The 21553-nt window shown below is 60.0% G+C and carries 17 protein-coding genes; 11 read left to right on the plus strand and 6 right to left on the minus strand.

The features are described 5' to 3' along the window. Positions 1-353 precede the first annotated feature (353 nt). The 5 genes from ispG to VMH34_09265 all read left to right on the plus strand — a co-directional run bounded on the left by ispG (position 354) and on the right by VMH34_09265 (position 7802). Positions 354-1628 (plus strand): flavodoxin-dependent (E)-4-hydroxy-3-methylbut-2-enyl-diphosphate synthase, encoded by a 1275-nt coding sequence (gene ispG, locus VMH34_09245; GenBank protein HTT08958.1) that lies wholly within the window; start codon positions 354-356, stop codon positions 1626-1628. 45 nt (positions 1629-1673) lie between these two features. Then, entirely contained in the window at positions 1674-3044 is a 1371-nt protein-coding gene (gene mpl, locus VMH34_09250) for a UDP-N-acetylmuramate:L-alanyl-gamma-D-glutamyl-meso-diaminopimelate ligase (protein ID HTT08959.1), read from the plus strand. A gap of 182 nt (positions 3045-3226) precedes the next feature. Beyond that, positions 3227-4435 (plus strand): efflux RND transporter periplasmic adaptor subunit, encoded by a 1209-nt coding sequence (locus VMH34_09255; GenBank protein HTT08960.1) that lies wholly within the window; start codon positions 3227-3229, stop codon positions 4433-4435. After that, complete coding sequence (locus VMH34_09260) at positions 4432-6423, plus strand: MacB family efflux pump subunit (GenBank protein HTT08961.1); 1992 nt, start codon at positions 4432-4434, stop codon at positions 6421-6423. Before VMH34_09255 ends, VMH34_09260 begins: the two co-directional genes overlap by 4 nt. A 32-nt stretch (positions 6424-6455) precedes the next feature. Then, entirely contained in the window at positions 6456-7802 is a 1347-nt protein-coding gene (locus VMH34_09265; GenBank protein ID HTT08962.1) for an efflux transporter outer membrane subunit, read from the plus strand. Between the two features lie 10 nt (positions 7803-7812). On the opposite strand, the gene VMH34_09270 is transcribed toward VMH34_09265, so the two are convergent. Continuing rightward, the gene (locus VMH34_09270; GenBank protein ID HTT08963.1) at positions 7813-8682 is read right to left on the minus strand and encodes a fumarylacetoacetate hydrolase family protein; all 870 of its coding nucleotides are present in this window, start codon (positions 8680-8682) and stop codon (positions 7813-7815) included. 228 nt (positions 8683-8910) lie between these two features. Between VMH34_09270 and lptD the strand changes: the two genes are divergently transcribed. From lptD to rsmA, 4 genes are all read left to right on the plus strand, one after another. Beyond that, positions 8911-11142: an LPS assembly protein LptD gene (gene lptD, locus VMH34_09275; protein ID HTT08964.1), complete on the plus strand. Its 2232-nt coding sequence runs from the start codon at positions 8911-8913 to the stop codon at positions 11140-11142. Positions 11143-11281: 139 nt separating this feature from the next. After that, the gene (locus VMH34_09280) at positions 11282-12547 is read left to right on the plus strand and encodes a peptidylprolyl isomerase (GenBank protein ID HTT08965.1); all 1266 of its coding nucleotides are present in this window, start codon (positions 11282-11284) and stop codon (positions 12545-12547) included. 34 nt (positions 12548-12581) lie between these two features. Beyond that, the gene (gene pdxA / locus VMH34_09285) at positions 12582-13613 is read left to right on the plus strand and encodes a 4-hydroxythreonine-4-phosphate dehydrogenase PdxA (protein ID HTT08966.1); all 1032 of its coding nucleotides are present in this window, start codon (positions 12582-12584) and stop codon (positions 13611-13613) included. Further along, positions 13591-14391 carry a 16S rRNA (adenine(1518)-N(6)/adenine(1519)-N(6))-dimethyltransferase RsmA gene (gene rsmA, locus VMH34_09290; protein ID HTT08967.1) on the plus strand — a complete coding sequence of 267 codons (801 nt, stop codon included), beginning with the start codon at positions 13591-13593 and terminating at the stop codon, positions 14389-14391. The genes pdxA and rsmA overlap by 23 nt, the downstream gene beginning before the upstream one ends. Before the next feature lie 317 nt (positions 14392-14708). On the opposite strand, the gene aroE is transcribed toward rsmA, so the two are convergent. From aroE to VMH34_09315, 5 genes are all read right to left on the minus strand, one after another. Further along, positions 14709-15566, minus strand: a complete 858-nt coding sequence (gene aroE / locus VMH34_09295; GenBank protein ID HTT08968.1) for a shikimate dehydrogenase — start codon at positions 15564-15566, stop codon at positions 14709-14711. Positions 15567-15573: 7 nt separating this feature from the next. Then, positions 15574-16632, minus strand: coding sequence for a cyclic nucleotide-binding domain-containing protein (locus VMH34_09300; protein HTT08969.1), 1059 nt, complete (start codon positions 16630-16632; stop codon positions 15574-15576). A gap of 437 nt (positions 16633-17069) precedes the next feature. After that, positions 17070-17408: a P-II family nitrogen regulator gene (gene glnK, locus VMH34_09305; GenBank protein ID HTT08970.1), complete on the minus strand. Its 339-nt coding sequence runs from the start codon at positions 17406-17408 to the stop codon at positions 17070-17072. A gap of 155 nt (positions 17409-17563) precedes the next feature. Beyond that, a complete protein-coding gene (locus VMH34_09310) occupies positions 17564-19060 on the minus strand; it encodes an ammonium transporter (protein HTT08971.1) in 1497 nt (498 codons plus the stop codon). A 47-nt stretch (positions 19061-19107) separates the two neighbouring features. Further along, entirely contained in the window at positions 19108-19446 is a 339-nt protein-coding gene (locus VMH34_09315) for a P-II family nitrogen regulator (protein HTT08972.1), read from the minus strand. A gap of 277 nt (positions 19447-19723) precedes the next feature. Between VMH34_09315 and VMH34_09320 the strand changes: the two genes are divergently transcribed. Together VMH34_09320 and VMH34_09325 are read left to right on the plus strand one after the other, a co-directional pair. Continuing rightward, positions 19724-20002, plus strand: a complete 279-nt coding sequence (locus VMH34_09320) for an accessory factor UbiK family protein (GenBank protein HTT08973.1) — start codon at positions 19724-19726, stop codon at positions 20000-20002. A 37-nt stretch (positions 20003-20039) separates the two neighbouring features. Beyond that, a complete protein-coding gene (locus VMH34_09325) occupies positions 20040-21548 on the plus strand; it encodes a YifB family Mg chelatase-like AAA ATPase (GenBank protein ID HTT08974.1) in 1509 nt (502 codons plus the stop codon). Positions 21549-21553: the final 5 nt, after the last annotated feature.

Here is a 21553-nt window from a genome sequence, read left to right on the forward strand (position 1 = left end):
CTCATCGATAGGGGGAGGAGAAGTTGAGCGGCCCCGGCACATAAAAACTAAAGTTAGGAGGAATGCATTTCTTAAAATTTAGTATAGTAAAGGCCGTCGTAAATTGCCGTGATGGCAATCACATAAAACAACATTGCCCGGTAAAATGATCGTGACCCGTTCCGCAAATTTACAAGACCCGATTTTGTACGCATCGCCTGCAGAAGCTAATGAACCGTCTCCGGCACTTGATGAAAAATCTGTTTTGCATCAATTTGCTATGATGCATACTTGACACAGATGCGGCGGTCATTAGACTGCCTGTTTGCAGCGCACAAATTTATCGCGAAGACTGGATGCAAGTTACGAAACTTATGCAGGAAAACAATCAGTTATCTCATCGCCGCCACAGCATAGGCGTCAAAATAGGCAAGGTGCTGGTCGGTGGAGGTGCCCCGGTGGTGGTGCAATCTATGACCAACACGGACACCGCCGATGTCGCGGCGACGGTAAAACAGGTGCAACAGCTGGCCCAGGCGGGCTCCGAACTCGTGCGCGTGACCGTCAATACGGAGGAAGCCGCCGCGCAGGTCGGGCGCATACGCGACATGCTGGACGCCGTCGGCTGCCAAGCGCCGCTCATCGGCGACTTTCATTACAACGGCCATTTGTTGCTGACCAAATATCCCGATTGCGCCCGCGCACTGGCGAAATACCGCATCAATCCCGGCAACGTCGGTTTCGGCAAGAAGAAAGACCGGCAATTCGCCACCATGATCGAGACCGCCATCAAATACGACAAGCCCATCCGCATCGGCGTGAACTGGGGCAGCCTCGATCAGGAACTGGTGGTCAAGATGATGGACGACAATGCCAGACTCGCTGAACCGCGTGACGCCTCCGAAGTCACGCGCGAAGCGCTGGTCGTCTCGGCGCTGCAAAGCGCCGCCAAGGCCGAGGAGATCGGGCTGACGCGCGACAAAATCATCCTGTCCTGCAAGGTCAGCGGCGTACAGGACTTGATCGCCGTGTATTCCGATCTGGCCGGGCGCTGCGACTACGCGCTGCACCTCGGCCTGACCGAGGCCGGCATGGGTTCCAAGGGCATCGTCGCCTCCACCGCCGCGCTCGCGGTGCTGCTCCAGCAGGGCATTGGCGACACGATCCGGATTTCGCTCACGCCCGAACCGGGCGGCGATCGCGCGCGCGAGGTCATCGTGGCGCAGGAAATTCTGCAGACCATGGGTTTGCGATCATTCACGCCGCTGGTCACCGCCTGCCCGGGCTGCGGGCGCACCACCAGCACCTTCTTCCAGGAACTGGCCGACAGCATCCAGACGTATGTCCGCGCGCAAATGCCGGTATGGCGCGGGCAATACGACGGCGTGGAAAACATGACACTGGCGGTGATGGGCTGCGTCGTCAACGGTCCGGGCGAGAGCAAGCATGCCAACATCGGCATTTCGCTGCCCGGCACGGGCGAGGCGCCGTCAGCGCCCGTATTCATCGATGGCCAGAAGACCGTGACGCTGCGCGGCGACAACATCGCCGCTGAATTCCGCCAATTGATCGACGATTACGTGGCGCGCAAGTACGTACGCAAGACACCGGCAGTGATCGACACGCGGCGCGCACAAGCCGTCGGTTGACGCGCACGCGGCCAGCAGCCGCCTGACGGCCGCCAAAACCAAGGAATGCGCGTTCATATCCTGGGAATCTGCGGCACCTTCATGGGCGGCATCGCCCTGCTGGCCCGCGAGTTGGGACATGCCGTCAGCGGCTCGGACGCCAACGTGTACCCCCCCATGAGCACGATGCTGGAACACAACGGCATTGCGCTATGTACCGGCTACGAGCCAGCGCACCTCAAGCCGCATCCAGATGTCGTCATCATCGGTAATGCCCTGTCGCGCGGCAATCCCGCCATCGAGTACACGCTTGATCACAATCTGCCCTACACCTCCGGCCCGCAGTGGCTGGCCGATTACCTGCTCCATGACAGGCATGTGCTGGCCGTGGCCGGCACGCACGGAAAGACCACCACCACCAGCATACTGGCATGGATACTGGAGCATGCGGATTTAAAACCGGGATTTATCATCGGCGGCGTGGCGGAGAATTTCGGCACTTCCGCCCGCCTGGGCCAGGCGCCGTTTTTCGTGGTCGAGGCTGATGAATACGACACGGCTTTCTTCGACAAGCGCTCAAAATTCATTCATTACCGGCCACGTACCGCGATCCTGAACAACCTGGAATACGATCACGCCGATATCTTTCCGGATCTGTCCGCCATCCAGACCCAGTTTCATCATCTGGTGCGCACGATACCTGGCGGAGGCCTCATCATCGCACCGGATGATGATGTGGCACTGGCGGCGGTTCTCAAGCGCGGTTGCTGGACACGGTGCGAAAGTTTTGGCGACAGCGAAACCGCGCAATGGCGCGTGCAATCCCATATTCCTGACTACACCGAGTTCAACGTGATTCATGAAGGTAAAAACATCGGCCGTGTGCGCTGGAATCTGCTCGGCCGGCACAACGCCCGCAATGCGCTGGCGGCGATCGCGGCAGCGTGCCATATCGGGGTGAAGCCCGATGTCACGATCGCGGCATTGACGCAATTCAAGAGCGTCAAGCGGCGGCTGGAAAAAATCGCCGAGATCGACGGTGTCTCCATCTACGATGACTTCGCTCACCACCCCACCGCCATCAAGCTCACATTGGAAGCACTGCGCGCGCGCGTGGGCCAGGCCCGCATTCTTGCTGTGCTGGAACCACGTTCCAACACCATGAAGATGGGGGTACATCGCTCCGATCTGGCGCCGGCGCTGGCCGTTGCCGATGAGGTGATTATCTTGCAGCCGCAAAATCTGGGATGGGATTTGCTCATCGCCACAGAGGCACTGAACGGTCGCCGCCGTATTCACGGTAACGTCGATCAAATCGTGAACGATCTCGCCGACCGTGCCCGATCCGGCGATCATGTGCTCATCATGAGCAACGGTGATTTCGGCGGCTTGTATAAGAAGTTACGGGACACTCTCTGTCGCCGAGGTGGCGTCTGACAAAACGTACTTATCTCCCGGCCGAAAGTCATATGCGGGAATAATCAGCGTCACGGATACGTACGGATACATTTTGATCACTCAGATGCATGTAGTATGGTCAGCCGGCTATTCGGACCAATTTTCAACTACGCGGACTAAGGCGTGTTAACACCATCCATCGCTTAATCATCGGTGACCCCATGAGCCGAAACAGCCTGATCCCCCGCGTCATCAAATTCACGGTGCGTCTGCTGGTGTTGCTTGCAGTGATTGCCGGGGCGGGCTATGGCTACATCAAGTATTACAAAAAACATGACGCCGACAAGGCTGCCCAGTACCAGTTCGTCATTGTCGAGACCGGCCGCATTGAGGAAAATGTCACCGCGCAAGGCAAACTTGAAACCGAGGAGTACGTCGATGTCGGCGCGCAGGTCTCCGGACAACTCAAGAAACTCCACGTACAAATCGGCGACACGGTAAAAAAAGGGGATTTGATCGCCGAGATCGATCCACGGGTGTATGAGTCCAAGGTTGAAGCAGACAAGGCGCAACTCAAAACCCTGCAAGCACAGATCGCCGAGCAACAGGCGCAGGTCGTTCTTGCCCGGCAGGTCTACGAGCGGAATAAGCGGCTGATCCAGTCCCATGCCGTCAGCCAGGAGACGCTGGAGGACAGCGATACCTCGCTCAAGGTTGCCCAGGCCCGCGTCGCCTCGCTCAAGGCCCAGCTTGAACAGGCGCAGTCCACGCTGGACGGCGACGAAACCAACCTGAGTTACACCAAGATCTACGCGCCCATGGACGGCACGGTCGTGTCGCAGACCGCGCGCGAAGGGCAGACGCTCAATGCCGTGCAGTCGGCGCCGGTCATCGTGCAAGTTGCCAATCTGGACACCCTGACCGTCCGCGCGCAGGTCGCGGAGGCGGACGTGATGCGGCTGAAGCCGGGCATACCGGTCTACTTCACGACGCTCGGCTCGACTGATCGCCGCTGGCATGCCACCGTGCGGCAGATCCAGCCCTCGCCGGAAGTCATCAATGAAGTGGTGCTCTACGACGCCCTCGTGGACGTGGACAACCGTGATCGGCAGTTGATGACCGGCATGAGCACGCAGATGTTTTTTGTCCTGGGAGAGGCGAAGGATGTTCCGCTCATACCTGTGGCCGCTCTCGGCAAACGCCTGGCGGATCAGGACAATGATCAGGGCCGTGCCTACCAGGTGCGCATCAGTGGCGGCGACGGGCGTCTGGCCAGCAAAATCATTCATGTCGGACTGATGAGCCGCACAGTGGCTGAAGTCCGCTCCGGTCTTACGACAGGAGATAAAGTGGCGTTGGCGGCGCGACAGGAAACCACCGGGACGGACAGCCAGAAGTCGGGCGCAGTCCATATGCCGGCGCACTTATGAACCTCGCCAAGGCCGAAAGTATCGCGGCCCCGGCGGCGGCGGCCACTGATCCCGCCGCCCCGCTCCTCAAGCTCTCCCATATCAGCAGGCATTATCAGAGCGGTGACACCGTGGTGCGTGCGCTCGATGATGCTTCCCTGACGATCTGGCCCGGAGAATTCCTCGCAATCATGGGTCAGTCCGGTTCCGGAAAATCCACCCTCATGAATATCATCGGCTGCCTCGACCAGCCGACCAGCGGCAGCTATCAGGTGCTCGGCCAAGAGACCTCGATACTTGATGCGGATGAACTGGCCGCCCTCCGCCGGCACACCTTCGGCTTCATCTTCCAGCGCTACAACCTGCTCGCCACCGCGACCGCCACGGAAAATGTGGAGATCCCCGCCGTCTATGCGGGCGTGTCGAAACGCGAGCGCATTGCGCGCGCGCGAAGATTGCTCACCCGGCTGGGCATGGGTGATCGCAGTGAGCACCGCCCCGCGCAGCTTTCCGGCGGCCAGCAGCAACGTGTCGCCGTTGCCCGGGCACTCATGAACGACCCGCCCGTGATCCTGGCCGACGAACCGACCGGCGCGCTTGACAGCAAGAGTGGCCAGGAAGTCCTGGGGTTACTGCGCCAGCTCCACGCCGAGGGGCGGACCATCATTCTGATCACCCATGATGAGAGCATCGCCGCCAACGCCGAACGGATCATCCGCATCCGCGACGGCCGCATCGCCGAGACGGCCGAGTCCGCGCCTAAAACCGCCTCCCACCATACCCTGCATCACCTGGACCGGGCGGACGGCGCCGGTTTGTTCACCGAGGTATTTGAATCGACGAAAACGGCGCTGCGCGCCCTGCGCGTGAACCTCTTCCGCACGGTCCTCACGCTGCTCGGCATCATCATCGGCGTGGCCTCGGTGGTCACCATGCTGGCGGTCGGCAGCGGCAGCAAGCAGAAGGTACTCGATCAGATCTCGGCCATGGGCACCAACATCCTTTCGGTGCGCCCCGGCGCGGCGGGCATGCGCGGCGGCGGCGACATCATCACCCTCACCCCCGACGATGGGGAGGCGATCAAGAGCGTGGCCAATGTCGCGCAGGTGACGCCGGAACGCGGCGGGCGCCAGACGTTGCGCCACGGCGATATCGACTATCAGACCACGGTGACGGGCACCTGGGCTGAAATGCCGTTGATCCGCGACTGGCCGATGGCCTCCGGCAGCTTCTTCTCGGCACGGGATTTGCGCAGTTACGCCCCGGTCATCGTGCTTGGCCAGACGGTGGTGAAAAACCTGTTTCCAGACGGTTCCGATCCCATCGGCCAGTATGTGCGGGTGAAGAACGTGCCCTTCGAGGTCATCGGGGTGCTCGCCGCCAAGGGCGCCACCATGTTCGGCAGCGATCAGGATGACGCCGCTTTCGTGCCGCTCACCACCGGCCTGATCCGCCTGTTCGGGCGCGCCTATGTCAACAGCATCACGGTCAACGTCCAGGACGTCAAAAAAATTGACGAGACGCAGCAGGCGATCACGACATTGCTGCTGGATCGCCACCGCACCGAGGATTTCAACATCCGCAACATGTCCTCGATCCTGGACATGGCCACGGAAACCCAGAACACGCTGACCATCCTGCTCGGGGCGGTGGCGGCGATTTCGCTCCTGGTCGGCGGCATCGGCGTGATGAACATCATGCTGGTCAGCGTCACCGAACGCACCCGTGAGATCGGCCTCCGCATGGCCACCGGCGCGCGGCGGCGCGACATCATGCTGCAATTCAGCACCGAGGCGTCGGTGGTCTGCACCGTCGGCGGAATTCTCGGGGTCGTAATCGGCGTGCTGGCCGGTCTGGTCTTGCGTTCCTTTGATATTGCGGTCATTTTTTCGGTGATGCCGGCGCTGCTCGCTTTCAGTTGCGCCTTCGCCACCGGCCTCCTGTTCGGCTGGTTGCCGGCGCGCAAGGCGGCGCACCTCGATCCCGTCGTCGCACTCGCCTCCGAGTAAAAACCGTGCGCCTCGCCCGATTACATGCCGCCATGGCAGTTCTACTTGCCGGACTCTCCGGGTGTTATTTGATCCCGCCGTACCAGCGACCATCGGCGCCTGCGCCAGAACACTGGCGCGGAGGAACCGCGGCGACACCTGGCAACGACGCCGGCGTCGCCACAGATTGGTGGCAGCATTATGGCAGCAATGAACTGAATCAGTCAGTTCAGGAGGCGCTGGCACAGAACAAGGACCTGCAAGCCGCCCTTCACCGCATTGAACAGGCGCGCGCCAGCGCGAAAATTGCGGGCGCCGGCCTGCTGCCGACCGTGGACGCGTCGGTCAACGCCAGCCGCACCTACAGCGACAGCGGCAATCACACACCGACCCAGAGCGACAGCTATCAGGGGCTCTTGAGTGTCGCCTATGAAGTGGATTTGTGGCGGCGAAATCGATCCGCGGTCGAGGCCGCCGAGGCCCGCACCACTTCCAGCACTTACGACCGCGATGCCCTGGCGCTGGTTGTGATGACGGACACCGCACAGGCCTACTTTCAGGTGTTGAATCTGCGCGAGCGGGGGAAGATTGCGCGCGACAATATCGCGACCGAGCGCGATGTGCTCAACATCGTCGAGACGCAGTACCGTGAAGGCCGGGCCTCGGCGCTGGAGGTGGCCCAGCAGAAGACTGCCGTGGCCAATGTCGAAGCCGCCTTGACCGCTCTCGAACGGCAGGAACAAGTCACCGAAGACGGTCTTGCGGTACTGCGCGGTCGCGCGCCCGCAGACCTTTCCGTCACCACCGACACTTTGCAAGACATCGCCCTCCCTGCGATTGCTGCCGGACAGCCTTCGACGTTGCTGGAGCGCCGCCCGGACATACGACGCGCCGAGCAGGATTTGATCGCCGCCCATGCCGATATCGCCGTGGCCCGCGCTGCTTTATTCCCCACTCTAAATTTAGGCTTGGATCCGACCCTCTTTGCCAGCCCCGGCACAGCCGCGGTAGCGCTTGCGTCCTCGCTCACCGCGCCGATCTTCGAGGGTGGCCGCCTGCGCGGCGAAGTCGAGCGCACGGAGGCGCGGGAGGCGGAACTGGTGGAGACTTACCGCCAGATTATCCTGACGTCGTTTCAGGAGGTGGAAGACGCACTCGCCGCCATCAAGAGCGCACAGCAGCGCGTACAATCACTGACTGTCGCCGCCGAGGCGGCGCGCGACGCTTATCAGATTTCCCGCGATCGCTATCTCGCCGGGGCGATCGATTTCCTGACCCTGCTCAATACACAGACCACTCAATTACAAGCGGAAGACGCGCTGGCTCAGGCCCGGCTCGATCAATTCGCCGCCTCGGTTGATTTATACAAAGCCCTCGGCGGTGGCTGGCAGGAACATTAATCGGTCGTTTCTATAACACCTGAGTATCTGGTTCGGGGATGACGCGGTTTTCGATGAAACCGATTTTCTCGATCTCCGCGCGCACGACATCGTCAACCTTCAAATAGCCGCGCGGGGTCATCTTGACGCCGACGCCGGCGCAGGTGCCGGTGGAGATGATGTCACCCGGTTCCAGAGTAAAGGCGGTGGACAACACTTCAATCTGCTCCCAGATGCTGAAGATCATGTGCCGCGTGTTGGAGTGTTGGCGTTCCTGACCGTTGACGGTGGTGCGGAAATCCAAGCTGTGCGGATCAGAGATTTCGTTCGGCGTGACGAGCCAGGGCCCGATGGGGCCGTGGGTGTCGAAGGATTTGCCGAGCGTGAAGGTCTCCGACTTCGCCTGCCAGTCGCGCACGGTGACGTCGTTCACGACCAGATAACCCGCCACCACTTCCTGTGCGCGGTCGCGCGGCACGTGGCGGCAGCGACGACCGATCACAACGCCCAATTCGCCTTCGTAATCGAGCTTGTTCGACACTCGCGGCATGTGTATGGGGTCGTAGGGTCCGTTGACGCAGGTGGACTGCTTGTTGAAGAACTTGGGGAACTCGGGTTTGGGCAGGGCGGTTTCGCTGATGTGCTCTGCATAGTTGAGCGCGATGGCGAGGAATTTGGGGGGCCGGCGGATGGGCGCCTCCAGATGCACATCCTTCAGAGCCAGTGTTGGCTGGGTCTCAGCGGCCAGCGCGCGCAGGCGATCCATGACCGGGACGCCTGCCTCCAGCGCCTCCCGCAGGTCGGTGGGGACGCCGGCCTGCCCAGCCGTGTCGATCAGCCCATCATTCACTACGATGCCGATACGGGTGCGCCCCTGATGCGTGAACATGGCCAGTTTCACGGAAAAGTCCTGTGTGATTTGTGGGTTGCGTCAGTAACATTACGCCAGAATGAGCTTGTGTCTGGCAAGTAAAGTTCGGTTTCTATGCCCTGATTCGACCCTTGACAAAACCCTCATCCCGATGTCCGTATTGAAATGTCACTGAATCGTGCTGAACTATTTGAAGCGCAAGCGATTCTGTGCGATTTTAGGCTTTCGGGGGATGTCCAAATATCAGGTTCCGGCCTTGTGAAACGGGTTTTGCTCGCTGCCGTCATCATCCTGCTGGCCATAGCGCCTGCAGTCAACGCTCGCGATAAACACAAACGCGTGGTGCCGCAATGGGATTTATGCCCATACGAGGCGGAGCCGGAGGGCCGTCCGGAGAATCCGGATCTTGAGTCCGGTTTCCTGTCGCTGGATGCGGACGAGGGTAAATTCATCAAGCACGGCACCTCCACACTGACCGGCGATGTGCAGATGATCCGCGACGATGGCGCAGCGCGCGCAGACCGCGCGATCTACAACGACGACAAGCAAACACTGGATCTCTACAACCATGTGCGGCTTTGGAAAGACAAGCTGTACTGGGAGGGCCAGCATGGATTCGTCGACTGGAGCAATCAGATCGGGATTCTGGACAGCGGCAATTACCGCCTGCTGGAATTGCAGGGACGCGGCGAAGCCAAGGTCATCGAGACCGACCTCGATAAGAAGCTCTCCAAGCTCAAGGAGGCGACCTACACCACCTGCCCCGGCGATATCCCCGACTGGAAGCTGTCGGCGAAAAAGATCACGCTCGACCACAATGAGGAATGGGGCAACGCCAATGATGTGGTGTTGCGCGTGCACGATATACCGGTGATGTACCTGCCCTATACCAGCTTCCCCTTGAGCAAAAAACGCAAATCCGGCTTTCTGACGCCCTCCATTGGCCAGAGCGGCGCCTCCGGCACCTCGGTGAAAATCCCCTATTACTGGAACATCGCACCGAACGCCGACGCCACATTCACTCCACAGATTCTGGCCAAACGCGGGGCCCTGCTGGGTGGCGAGGTGCGTTATCTCTCGCCGACCAGCATGAGCAGCGTCGATGGCGATTTTCTGCCGTACGACAATGAGCGAAACGGCGATGAACGTCATCTGATCCATGTGCTGCACACGCAAAGCCTGTTCAACAGCCGCGGCGCGCTATCCGTCGACTTCAGTGACGTTTCCGATTCCAAATACTTCGAGGATTTCGGCAACAGCCTGAGCGTGTCCAGCACCAGCTTCCTGGAGCGCCAGGCCTTGCTTTCCTACAGCGGGGGGTGGTGGAGCATGTCCGGCCTGTTGAATGGCTACCAGACCGTGGACCCCACCCTGCCGGCGAGCAGCCGCCCCTACAGCGAACTGCCGCAGATTACCCTCTCTGCCGGCCGCGGAGCCAACCGCAGCCTCACCTACGGCGTCACCACCCAAGCCACTTATTTCAATCGGGACAACAGCGTCAACGGCGGGCGTTTCAACTTCGAGCCTTACGTCAGTTATCCCATACGCAATGCCGGTAGTTTCTTCATTCCCCGGCTGGCGCTCGATCAAACCTACTACACGCTCAGCGGCAACACCGACAACCACATCAGCCGCACCGTGCCGGTATTCAGCCTGGACAATGGCCTGTATTTCGAGAGGGACGTGACACTGGGACCAAAGACCTTCACGCACACGCTTGAGCCACGTTTGTTTTACCTCTACCGGCCCAAGGTGGATCAGAACGACATCCCCGTCTTCGACAGCGGTCTGTTCGATGTTTCATTCGCCGAGCTGTTCTATACCAACCGCTTTAGCGGCTATGATCGGCTTGGCGATGAAAATTCAGTCACTGCAGCCATCACTTCACGACTGCTCGACAGCCAGGATGGCAGCGAATGGCTGCGTGGCAGTATCGGCCAGATCTATCATTTTACCGATCGAGTGGTGACTCTGCCGGGAGCTCCGAAACAAACCGACCCCGTCTCGGAGATTGTGGCCGAACTCTCGGCGCGCCTGTCCAGCCATTGGACGGCGGGGGGCACCCTGGGATGGGATCCCAATGACAATGTATTCGATAAAAGCGCCATCCGTCTGCGCTATCGCGGCGACTCCAATCAGATTCTGAATCTGGACTACCGCTTCGTCGACGCGACCAGAAACGCCCTGACGAGCGACATCAATCAAACCGACGTTTCGCTGCGCTGGCCTCTGGGCCGGCAGTGGAGCGTGCTCAGCCGCTGGAACTATTCGATTCCCGACAACAAAACACTGGAAATAGTCGGCGGCCTTGAATATGAAAGCTGCTGCTGGGGCATACGCACCGTCGCCCGCCACTTTCTGCGCACATCCACCGGCACCTATGATACCGGCGTGTTTGTCGAGCTTGAACTTAAAGGGCTGGCGGGCACCGGCGGCCAGGCCCTTTCACTGCTCCGCAAGGAGATTCCCGGCTACGTGAACACCTTCTAGTCCACATGGTCTATACGTTTTGACCATGATGTTTCAATCTCTTTTTCTCACACGGCGCTCATTGGCTCCGCGCCGCGCCAGCCGGCCCGGATTGCGGATAATCAGTGGGTACGCGCTGCTGTGGTGTGCTCTTGCGGTAATGATCCCCGTGACACGAGCTGCCGAGTTGCTTGATGAAATCGTCGCAGTGGTGGACGACGAGGCCGTCATGCGCAGCGAACTCGATCACTTTTCGGCCCGCATCATGCAGCAATTGCAGAGCAAGGGCGCCGAGCTGCCGCCGCCGGAAGTGATGCAAAAGCAGATCCTCGACCGGCTGATCGTCATGAAACTGCAATTGCAACTGGCCAAACGCAGCGGTGTCACGATCGATGATCAGTCGCTGAATCACGCGATCGAGAGCATCGCCAGCCAGAACAAGATGTCGCTGGCGGACTTCCGGCGGACGCTGGAAAAGGAAGGCTATGACTTCGGCCGTTTCCGCGAAGATATACGCGACGAAATGACGATTTCCCGCCTGAAACAGCGCGAGGTGGACAATCGGATCGCGGTCTCCGACCGCGAAGTGGACAACTACCTTGCCAACAAATCAAAACAAAACGACAACAGCGAAAACGAATATCATCTTGCGCACATCCTGGTGGCCACACCCGAAGGCGCCAGCCCGGAGCAGATCGCCGTCGCCAAGGCCAAGGCTGAAAAATTGCTGGGCGAATTGCGTGCCGGGGCGGATTTCGCCAAAACCGCCATTGCGTCCTCCGACGGCGCGCAGGCGCTTGATGGCGGTGACCTCGGCTGGCGCAGGCCGGCCCAGATCCCCCAGCTTTTGATGGACGCCGCCAACCAACTGAAACCTGGCGAGATCAGTGGCTTATTGCGGGGGCCGAGCGGTTTCGCCATCATTAAAATGATCGAAATGCGCTCGACAGACACCGTGCACATGGTCACCCAGACACACGCCCGGCACATACTCATCAAGCCGAGTGAGCTTGTGTCCAAAAACGACGCCATGCAGAAATTGGCGCAACTCAAGACCCGCATTCAAGACGGCGATGATTTTGGAGAACTTGCACGCTCGCATTCCGATGACCGTGGTACCGCCGCGAAGGGCGGTGATTTGGGCTGGGTCAACCCCGGCGACCTCGTGCCGGAATTCGAGCAGGTCATGAACGGCCTCAAGGTAGGCGAGATCAGCGATCCTTTTGAGACCGAATTTGGTGTGCACATCGTCCAGGTCCTCGAACGCCGCCAGCATGACGATACCGAGGAAGCCAAACGCGCGCAGGCGCGGGAGGCCATTCTGCGGCGCAAGATCGAGGAGGAGACCCAGGCGTGGATTCGCCGGCTGCGCGATGAGGCCTATATCGAATACCGCCTGACGCCGGATACCCATTCCTCCGGCTAGCAGCCGGCGCCGGTTACCTTCAACGACCCCGATTATGTCGCCACGCCTTGCGATCACACCCGGTGAGCCGGCAGGGATCGGCCCTGATCTCGTCATCTGCCTGGCGCAGCGCGCGACTCTGCCGGCTGAGATGGTGATCCTGGCTGATCCGGATTTGCTCCTGGCCCGCGCACGCCAGCTGCAGCTACCGCTTCGTATAGTGGAATTTGATGCCGCGCGGCCGCATCTTGCCCACCTGCCGGGACAAATCGTGGTGCTCCCCACGCGCTGCCACGTCCCCGTGCATTCCGGCCGCCCGGATGCAGCCAATGCCGCGTACGTGCTGGCCGCGCTGGACCGCGCCTGTGACGGCTGCCGCGACGGCACTTTCGATGCCATGATCACCGGCCCCGTGCACAAGGCCATCATCAACAACGCCGGTTTTGCCTTCAGCGGCCATACCGAGTATCTGGCCGCCCGCTGCGGTGGCCCGCGGCCGGTGATGATGCTGGCCACTCCCGGACTGCGCGTGGCACTCGCCACCACCCATTTGCCGCTCAATCAAGTGAGTGCCCACATCAACCGCGCCGGTCTCACCGAAGTCATTGAGATTCTGTACCGGGATTTACAACGTTGGTTCGGTATCGCCACTCCGCATCTGGGGATATGCGGCCTCAACCCACATGCCGGCGAGGAAGGTCACTTGGGCAGGGAGGAAATCGAGGTCATCACGCCGGTACTGGAACTGTTGCGTCAACAAGGATGGCGACTGGATGGCCCCCTGCCGGCGGACACGATTTTCGCCCCCCTCCGGCGCCAGCACTACGACGCCATCCTGGCCATGTACCACGATCAGGGCCTGACCGCGTTGAAGGCGCTGGGGTTCGGTCAGGCCGTCAACATCACGCTGGGCCTGCCCATTTTGCGCACTTCCGTGGATCATGGCACCGCGTTCTCACTTGCCGGCAGCGGCCAAGCCGATCCTGGCAGCCTGTCAGCGGCCGTGGAGATGGCTGCAGCACTTGCGCGCGCGGCGCGCGCACGCAGCCCGGGCGTCGCAACGCATGCCTCTTCCGCGTCCGCGTAAACGGTTCGGTCAGCATTTTTTGAATGACCCCGGTATTATCCGGCGGCTGATCGAGGCCATTCATCCCCTGCCCGGCCAGCATTTGGTGGAAATAGGCCCCGGGCGGGCTGCCCTGACGCTTCCACTGCTGCGCGCCGCAGGTCAACTCGATGTCATCGAGATTGATCGTGATCTGATTCCGCTGCTGGAACCCCACGCGCGGAGGGCGCACGGCCTGCGCATCCACCAGGCGGATGCCTTGAATTTCGATTTAAAATCGTTGGCTGATGGAGACAAGAAACTGCGCGTGGTGGGCAACCTGCCCTATAACATTTCCACGCCACTGCTGTTTCATCTCTTTGAACAACTGGACGTCATCCAAGACCTGACCTTAATGCTGCAACGGGAGGTGGCCGAACGCTTGAATGCCGCGCCCGGCGGCAAGACGTATGGACGGCTGAGCGTAATGGCGCAGTACCACGTGCGCCCGGTGATTTTATTCGACGTCGGACCGGGCGCGTTTTCTCCTCCGCCAAAGGTGCATTCCAGTGTGGTGCGGCTCGTTCCCCGGACCATGACCGAGCGACCCGCCGTACACGACTGGCCACAGTTCGAACGCCTGGTGGCCGCAGCCTTCTCGGCCCGCCGCAAAACGCTGCGTAATGCCTTGCGTGCCCACCTGCGGCCTGAAGATTTTTCCAAGCTGGACATTGATCCGGCGCTTCGCCCGGAACGTTTGACGGCGTGGGACTATGTCAAGCTGGCAAATTTTAGTACCAGCGCGTGCAAGAAAAGTTAGGGAAAAAATTTCATTTTTTTGTGATTTTTTATCGCTAACCTGTTGAATCAATTTCAGCTCTGTAATTTACCCACATTTTTTGTGAATAACTCTGTTAATTAACTGCTAATCATCGAATCTATCGCGCATTGGAAATATAAACGTAACAGAACGGTCATTTTATGACCAAAATATTTAGTCCATATTTTCATGAAGTTGCAAGCGAACTGTTGATACGCCGGCGATCTTTCATAAAAAAACAATGATTATTTGCAGATAATCATCGATGTGTATAACAACGAACTTGCACGCTTCGGAATATGATGGCATCCGCATTTTCAAGATTGCCTCAATTCCTTGATCACTGCGGCGGTATCCGGCCTGATCCCCCGCCACAAATAAAATGACTCCGCTGCCTGCTCCACCAGCATGCCGAGACCGTCCACGGACCGTGCCGCGCCGTACCGCAACCCCCATTGCATGAATACCGTCGGTTCATCGGCGTACATCATGTCGTAGCAATCGCCGCCACGGTGCAGGACGTCATCCGGCAACGGTGGAAGTTCACCGGCCAGACTCGCCGCAGTGGCGTTGATGATCAAATTGAAAGCCCGTCCGGCCAGCGCTTCCATCGGCAAGACATCAATCATGCCCCTCTCGGCCAAGGGTACCCGCCCAGCCAACGCCCGGGCCCTGGAAAAAGTGCGATTGGCAATCGTCAGTTTGGCGGGCCGTTCGGCCAGCAGCGCCGGCAAAATGCCCTGTGCGGCGCCTCCCGCCCCCAATAGCAATACCTTGCGGCCGGCCACGGCCATCCCGTGATTCATGGTGAGATCGCGCATCAATCCGATGCCATCCGTGTTATCGCCACAAATTCTTCCATCCCGTTCGAACCAGAGAGTATTGACGGCGCCCGATTGTTCCGCCCTTTCGCTGCGCCTGGCGCACAAGGCATGGGCCTCCAGTTTGAATGGCAGGGTTACGTTGAGGCCCTTGCCGCCCAAGCGCTGAAATTCAGCCACGGCGGCGACAAAATCGCCCGGCTCGATCGCCTGGGCGAGGTAAACCAGACTCTGGCCGGTCTGCTTGGCGAACGCCTGGTGGATGCGCGGCGACTTGCTATGAGCCACCGGGTTGCCGACCACCGCGTAGCAATCGACACCCGCAGGCAGCTGCCAGGGTGCGGTCGTCGGCACGATGGGATTAGCCGGTGGTGGGGCGGCTCTGCAACCCGCCTTTCAAGACATAGGCCCGGAAGCCGCGCTCGGAGAGCAGGAAGGCGGCCGCCGAACTGCGCCGGCCCGTATCGCAATACACCAGATACTCGCGGTTGGGATCCAGGCTTTCGGCCTTCATCCGCAACATGAAGAGGGGAATATTGAGGCTGCCCTTGACGTCGGAGTTGGCGTGTTCGCTTTCCAAACGCACATCGAGGAGCACCGCCCCCGCCTTCTGCCGTTTTTCCGCTTCCGGCCACTCCACCCAGTTCAGCATGGGTTCCTTGAGCAGGGCGTTGAAGTCCTCCTTGGACAGGCGCATCAAGACGCCATCCGTCACCATGACCACATTGGCGTTCCGCTTGTTCTCCGAAATCAAGGCCTCCTCGCCGAAGGCATCTCCGGCCTTCAACTGCGCCAGCGTCAATTCGGTGCCGGTTTTGGAGGGACGGGTGACCTTGGCCTTGCCGGTCTTGATGATGTAATAGTAATCCCCTTCCTCGCCCTGCTTGATCACCGTGTCGCCGGCGCGCAGGGGCACCTCCTGCATGCGCATGAACATCGCCTGGATGTTGGCCGGTGGCACTTGCAGAAAGGCCTGCGATTGCAGGATACGCGTCATCCAATCGCCCTCCGCCTCGGTGCCGTCATCCTCCTTCTGAAGCTCGTTGACCTCGATGCCGGAAAGCTGGTCCCAAGTCAGCAGGATATCCAGCAGATCACTGTCGAAGCGGGTCACCTTGCAGGGTGTTTTGGTGACGGCGGTATGCTGGCGCGGCTGGTGATGCGCCAGTGGATGCTTGGCCAGGTTGCTGCCGCCGATGACCGAACTCGTCTGCCCCCTGTTGGAGGTCAATACCACCTCGCCCTCGAGCAAATAGGTGGTTTTGCGATCCGTCTCACCGGTCTTGAACAGGGTGCGCCCTGGCGGAAGTTCTTCCACCATCGCCTTGCCTGCCAATTCCTGGAAATTTTCGGCGTTCAACGCACTGGGGGGCACCAGCGTTTTGAGCAACGCCCTGTCAACCATTTTCTGTTCGGCCATGAGTTTCCTCGACGCGCTATCCGTTTTTTTTGTGGTTTTTCTTCCCAAAACTAACATTTTATGCGTACACCCGCCTTTTGAACAGGTTCCCGCCCATGGCCTCAAGCCTCCCCACCCGGGCGGCCTTAAACCATCACCCGGAATAGATGTTCTCCAGTGGCCAAATTTCCGTGCCCATGAGAACAGGGCTCCGGCGCACAAAAAGCCTCCTCTCTAATTGGAACCCAAGAAAAAATCCGCCTGGCCGGGCGGCTGCAAACGCGCATATCGCGCCCATTGCAACGGCAGGCATAAACCTTCTGTGAGGCGATTGCCCGTTTCAGCCGCTGCGATCCGATGAAGGGCAAACGGCAGCTGTGGCGTAGAGAATCTGTAAAAAAAACGCACCCCAGAGGGTGCGCAGGGATACTAAACTGCAACAAGGTTCATCAAAACGGTTAAACCGCCTGGTCGCCGGTCTCGCCCGTCCGTATACGTATCACTTGCTCCAACGGCAGGACAAAAATTTTGCCATCGCCGATGGCGCCGGTATTGGCCGCTTTGCGAATAGCTTCGGTAACGTCGTCGAGCCGGCCATCAGGAATGGCGACCTCGATCTTGATCTTGGGCAGGAAATCGACCACGTATTCAGCGCCACGGTAAAGCTCGGTGTGCCCCTTCTGCCGGCCAAAACCCTTGACCTCGGTGGCGGTCATGCCCTGCACCCCGATCTCTGACAGCGCCTCGCGGACATCGTCCAGTTTGAACGGTTTGATAATCGCTACCACCAGTTTCATCGGAATCTCCCTCGAACCCAATCGCAATGATGAGCAATTTACCGCACGGGTTACCAACTATCCAGAGGAACAGAACTTCTTTCCGAGAGTGAAGGGCGGGCTGTTGCCAGCCCGCCCAAGCTCCCCCAACCCCTCAGTCATGATTGGCCCGTAGATTAGTAGCTGTAGGCCTTCTCGCCGTGGTCGGCAAGATCCAGACCCATTTCCTGATCTTCATCGCTGGAACGGATGCCGATCGTGAGCTTCAGCACCAGCAGAATGACAAAGGCGACGGTACCAGACCAGACCAATGTGATGCAGATGTCCCACAACTGGGAAATAATCTGTCCCATGGCATCAAAGTCGGCGACCTTGTTGGCCACATAATCCCACACGCCCGTGCCGCCGAACTTCGGGTTCACGAATGTACCGGTGCCGAGCGAGCCGATGATACCGCCGATACAGTGAACACCGAAGGTATCCAATGCGTCATCGTAACCGAGCATGGCCTTGACCTTGGTTACGGCGAAGAAGCACACGACGCCGGCAACAGCGCAGGTAACGAACGCGCCCAGGGGTCCGACAAAGCCGGCGGCCGGCGTGATGGCGACCAGTCCCGCGACGATGCCGGAACAGATGCCGAGCAGGCTGGGCTTGCCCTTCATCACCCATTCGGTGAGCGCCCAGGCGACACCCGCCACGGCCGTTCCAAACAGCGTGTTGAAGAACGCGAGGCCTGCCGCGCCGGTGGCTTCAAGCGCTGAACCCGCATTGAAACCAAACCAACCCATCCACAGCATACCGGTGCCGATCGCGGTCATCATCAAACTATGTGGTGGCATTGCTACTTTGCCATAGCCCTTGCGCTTACCAAGCATGAGCGCCGCGACCAGCGCTGCAATACCAGAGTTGATATGCACCACCGTGCCACCGGCAAAGTCCAGCGCGCCCTTTTGGAAAATGAAGCCGGCGTGGCTGTTGGCGATGTCCGCGGCTTTGGCATCGGTATAGGCATCCGGGCCGTCCCAATACCACACCATGTGCGAAACCGGCAGGTAAGCAAACGTAAACCACAGTATGCTGAAGATGATCATGGCGGAGAACTTGAAGCGTTCTGCGAAGCCGCCGCAGATCAGGGCAACGGTGATGGCCGCAAAGGTCAGCTGGAACATGCAATACACAAAGTCGGGCAGATACTGTCCCTTGCTGAATGTAGCGGCTACCGCCGTAGTCGGGTCATCGCCTGCCATGAATAATTTATCGAGTGATCCGACGAAAGGCGTACTGCCGGCCGTGAAGGCCATGCTGTAACCATAGATCACCCACAGCACCGCAACCACGCAAAAGATTGCAAAACTTTGCATCACGGTGGACAGCGCGTTTTTGGTCCGAACCATGCCGGCGTAGAACAAGGCCAGACCTGGGACGGTCATCAGCAATACAAATGCCGTGGAGGTCATCATCCAGGACACGTCGCCCTTGTTGCAGTCAAAACCCTTGTCGCCGCAATGCGGGGGGCCTGCGGGCGCTGCGGGTGCCGCCGCTTCTGCAGGCGCTGTCGGCGCTGCTGTTTCCGCGGCTGGCGCCGGAGCAGGGGCAGCTTCCGTGGTGGCCGCCGGCGCGGGTGCCGCCGGGGCTTCATCGGCCCAAGCCGCACCGCTGACGGCCAGCATCAGACTCAATAAAAATGAAGCAAGTAAGACTCTCATGATGGACTCTCCTATAGGGCTTGCAGGCCGGTTTCACCGGTTCGGATGCGGATCACTTGATCCAGGTTGTAGACAAAAATCTTGCCGTCGCCGATCTTGCCGGTTTTGGTGGAACTGATGATTGCTTCAATGACGGCGTCAAGATTCTTTTCGTCCACCGCCACCTCGACTTTGACCTTGGGCAAAAAATCGACGACATATTCGGCACCACGATAGAGTTCGGTGTGACCCTTCTGCCGGCCGAAACCCTTGACTTCAGTCAGGGTAATTCCCTTGACGCCGATGGCCGTCAACGCTTCACGGACATCTTCCAACTTGAAAGGCTTGATGATTGCGGTGACCAATTTCATGGTGAATCTCCCCTAGGGCTAGGTGGGCAACCCGATTCGGGTATTTGCCCTTTTATTAACTGAACACCGCTTTAGCATGGTGCGTGCCATATATAAAAACTATTATAGATCAATATGTTATTTGTAAATTTTGTGAACTGGTTTTTACTGTCGCACCAATTTGAAGCATGCACAATACAATACGCACTCATGTAGTGCGCGTAGCAAGCTGCATTCTCCGCAAATGCCTTCAATGGTAGGCTGAACGCGCAAACCACACTTCAGCGACCGCGACCCCATGAGCCGCCCATTATTTGCAGATCGCCTCGACTCCCTCCTGCAAGGCCTGCTGGCCTTCTATCCGAACGCCAGTTCCCCTTTCCGCGAGGAGCTGAAAAAGAATGCCCGCACCTGGCTCTCCGCCACGTTGACGCGCATGGAATTGGTCACGCGCGAGGAATTCGACGTGCAAACGGCGCTGCTCTCGCGCACGCGCCAGCGTCTGGAGGAATTGGAGCGGCAGGTCGCCGCCTTGGAGGCCGCAGGCCAGGCACGTCATCCCGACTCCACCGCTTGATCCCGACCCGGGACAAGAGGAAGTTGGACACCATCTCATGAGTGTTGCCATCATCCACACCCGCGCGCAGGAGGGGATCGCCGCGCCTCCTGTCACCGTGGAGGTCCATCTCTCCAATGGCCTGCCCAGCCTGTCCATCGTCGGCCTGCCGGAGACGGCGGTGAAGGAAAGCAAGGATCGCGTCCGCAGCGCCATCATGAACAGCCGCTTCGAGTTCCCCACCCGCCGGATCACCGTCAATCTCGCGCCCGCGGATTTACCCAAGGAGGGTGGGCGTTACGACCTGCCCATTGCGCTCGGAATCCTCGCGGCCTCCGGTCAGATCAGCCCGCACGCCCTGGGCCAGCATGAATTCATTGGCGAACTGGCGCTGACGGGGAAATTACGACCGGTCTCCGGAACGCTGCCGGTTGCGCTGGCGGCGCGGCAGACGGGCCGTTCCCTGCTGCTGCCCGTGGGTAATGCCGAGGAAGCCGCGCTGGCCATGGGACTTACGGTGCTGCCTGCGCCGCACCTCCTGGCGGTGTGTGCTCACTTAAGCGGCAGCGCGCCCCTGGCGCCCCACAAAGCGGACAATGAACCGGCACCAGGGGCCGACGTGCGCGATCTGGCGGAGGTCAAGGGCCAACCGCACGCCAAGCGCGCATTAGAGGTCGCCGCCGCCGGCGGCCACAACTTACTCATGCTGGGCCCGCCCGGGACGGGCAAGACCATGCTGGCGGTGCGTCTGCCCGGCCTGCTGCCGCCGATGACGGAGGAGGAAGCACTCGAAGCCGCCGCCATCGCCTCGGTGAGCCATCTCGGTTTCAGCGTGGAGCAATGGAAACTACGGCCCTACCGCAGCCCGCATCACACCGCCTCCGCCGTGGCCCTGGTCGGCGGCGGCAGCGAACCGCGTCCCGGCGAGATCTCGCTGGCGCATCACGGCGTGCTGTTCCTCGATGAATTCCCGGAATTCGACCGGCGGGTGCTGGAGGTGCTGCGCGAACCCCTGGAAAGCGGAGTCATCACCATCTCGCGCGCCGCGCGGCAGGCGAGCTTCCCGGCGCGATTTCAGTTGATCGCGGCCATGAACCCATGTCCGTGCGGATATCTTGGCGACGCCAGCGGACGCTGCCACTGCACCCTGGATCAAATTCACCGCTACCGCGCGCGTGTGTCGGGGCCGCTGCTCGATCGCATTGACTTGCAGGTTGAAGTGCCGAATGTCCCGCAGGATGCGCTCCTGAATGCCGATCCTAGCGCCGAAACAAGCGCCACGGTGCGCGAGCGCGTATGTCGCGCGCGCGAGCGGCAACTTCACCGCGCCGGCAAGGCCAACGCCTGGCTTGGCCCCAAGGAGGTGGAGCGCGATTGCACGCTGGCGACGGCCGAGCAAACCCTGCTGCAACGGGCCATCAGCCGCCTGCAACTCTCGGCCCGCGCCGCCCACCGCGTGTTGAAACTCTCGCGTACCATTGCCGATCTCGCCGGGGATGCTAACATCGGCTCAGCGCATATGGGTGAGGCGCTGGCCTACCGGCAACTGGGCACGGAAATGACCTGATCGAA

The organism is Gammaproteobacteria bacterium, assembly GCA_035501935.1.
Classification (GTDB): Bacteria; Pseudomonadota; Gammaproteobacteria; order JAJPIJ01; family JAJPIJ01; genus JAJPIJ01.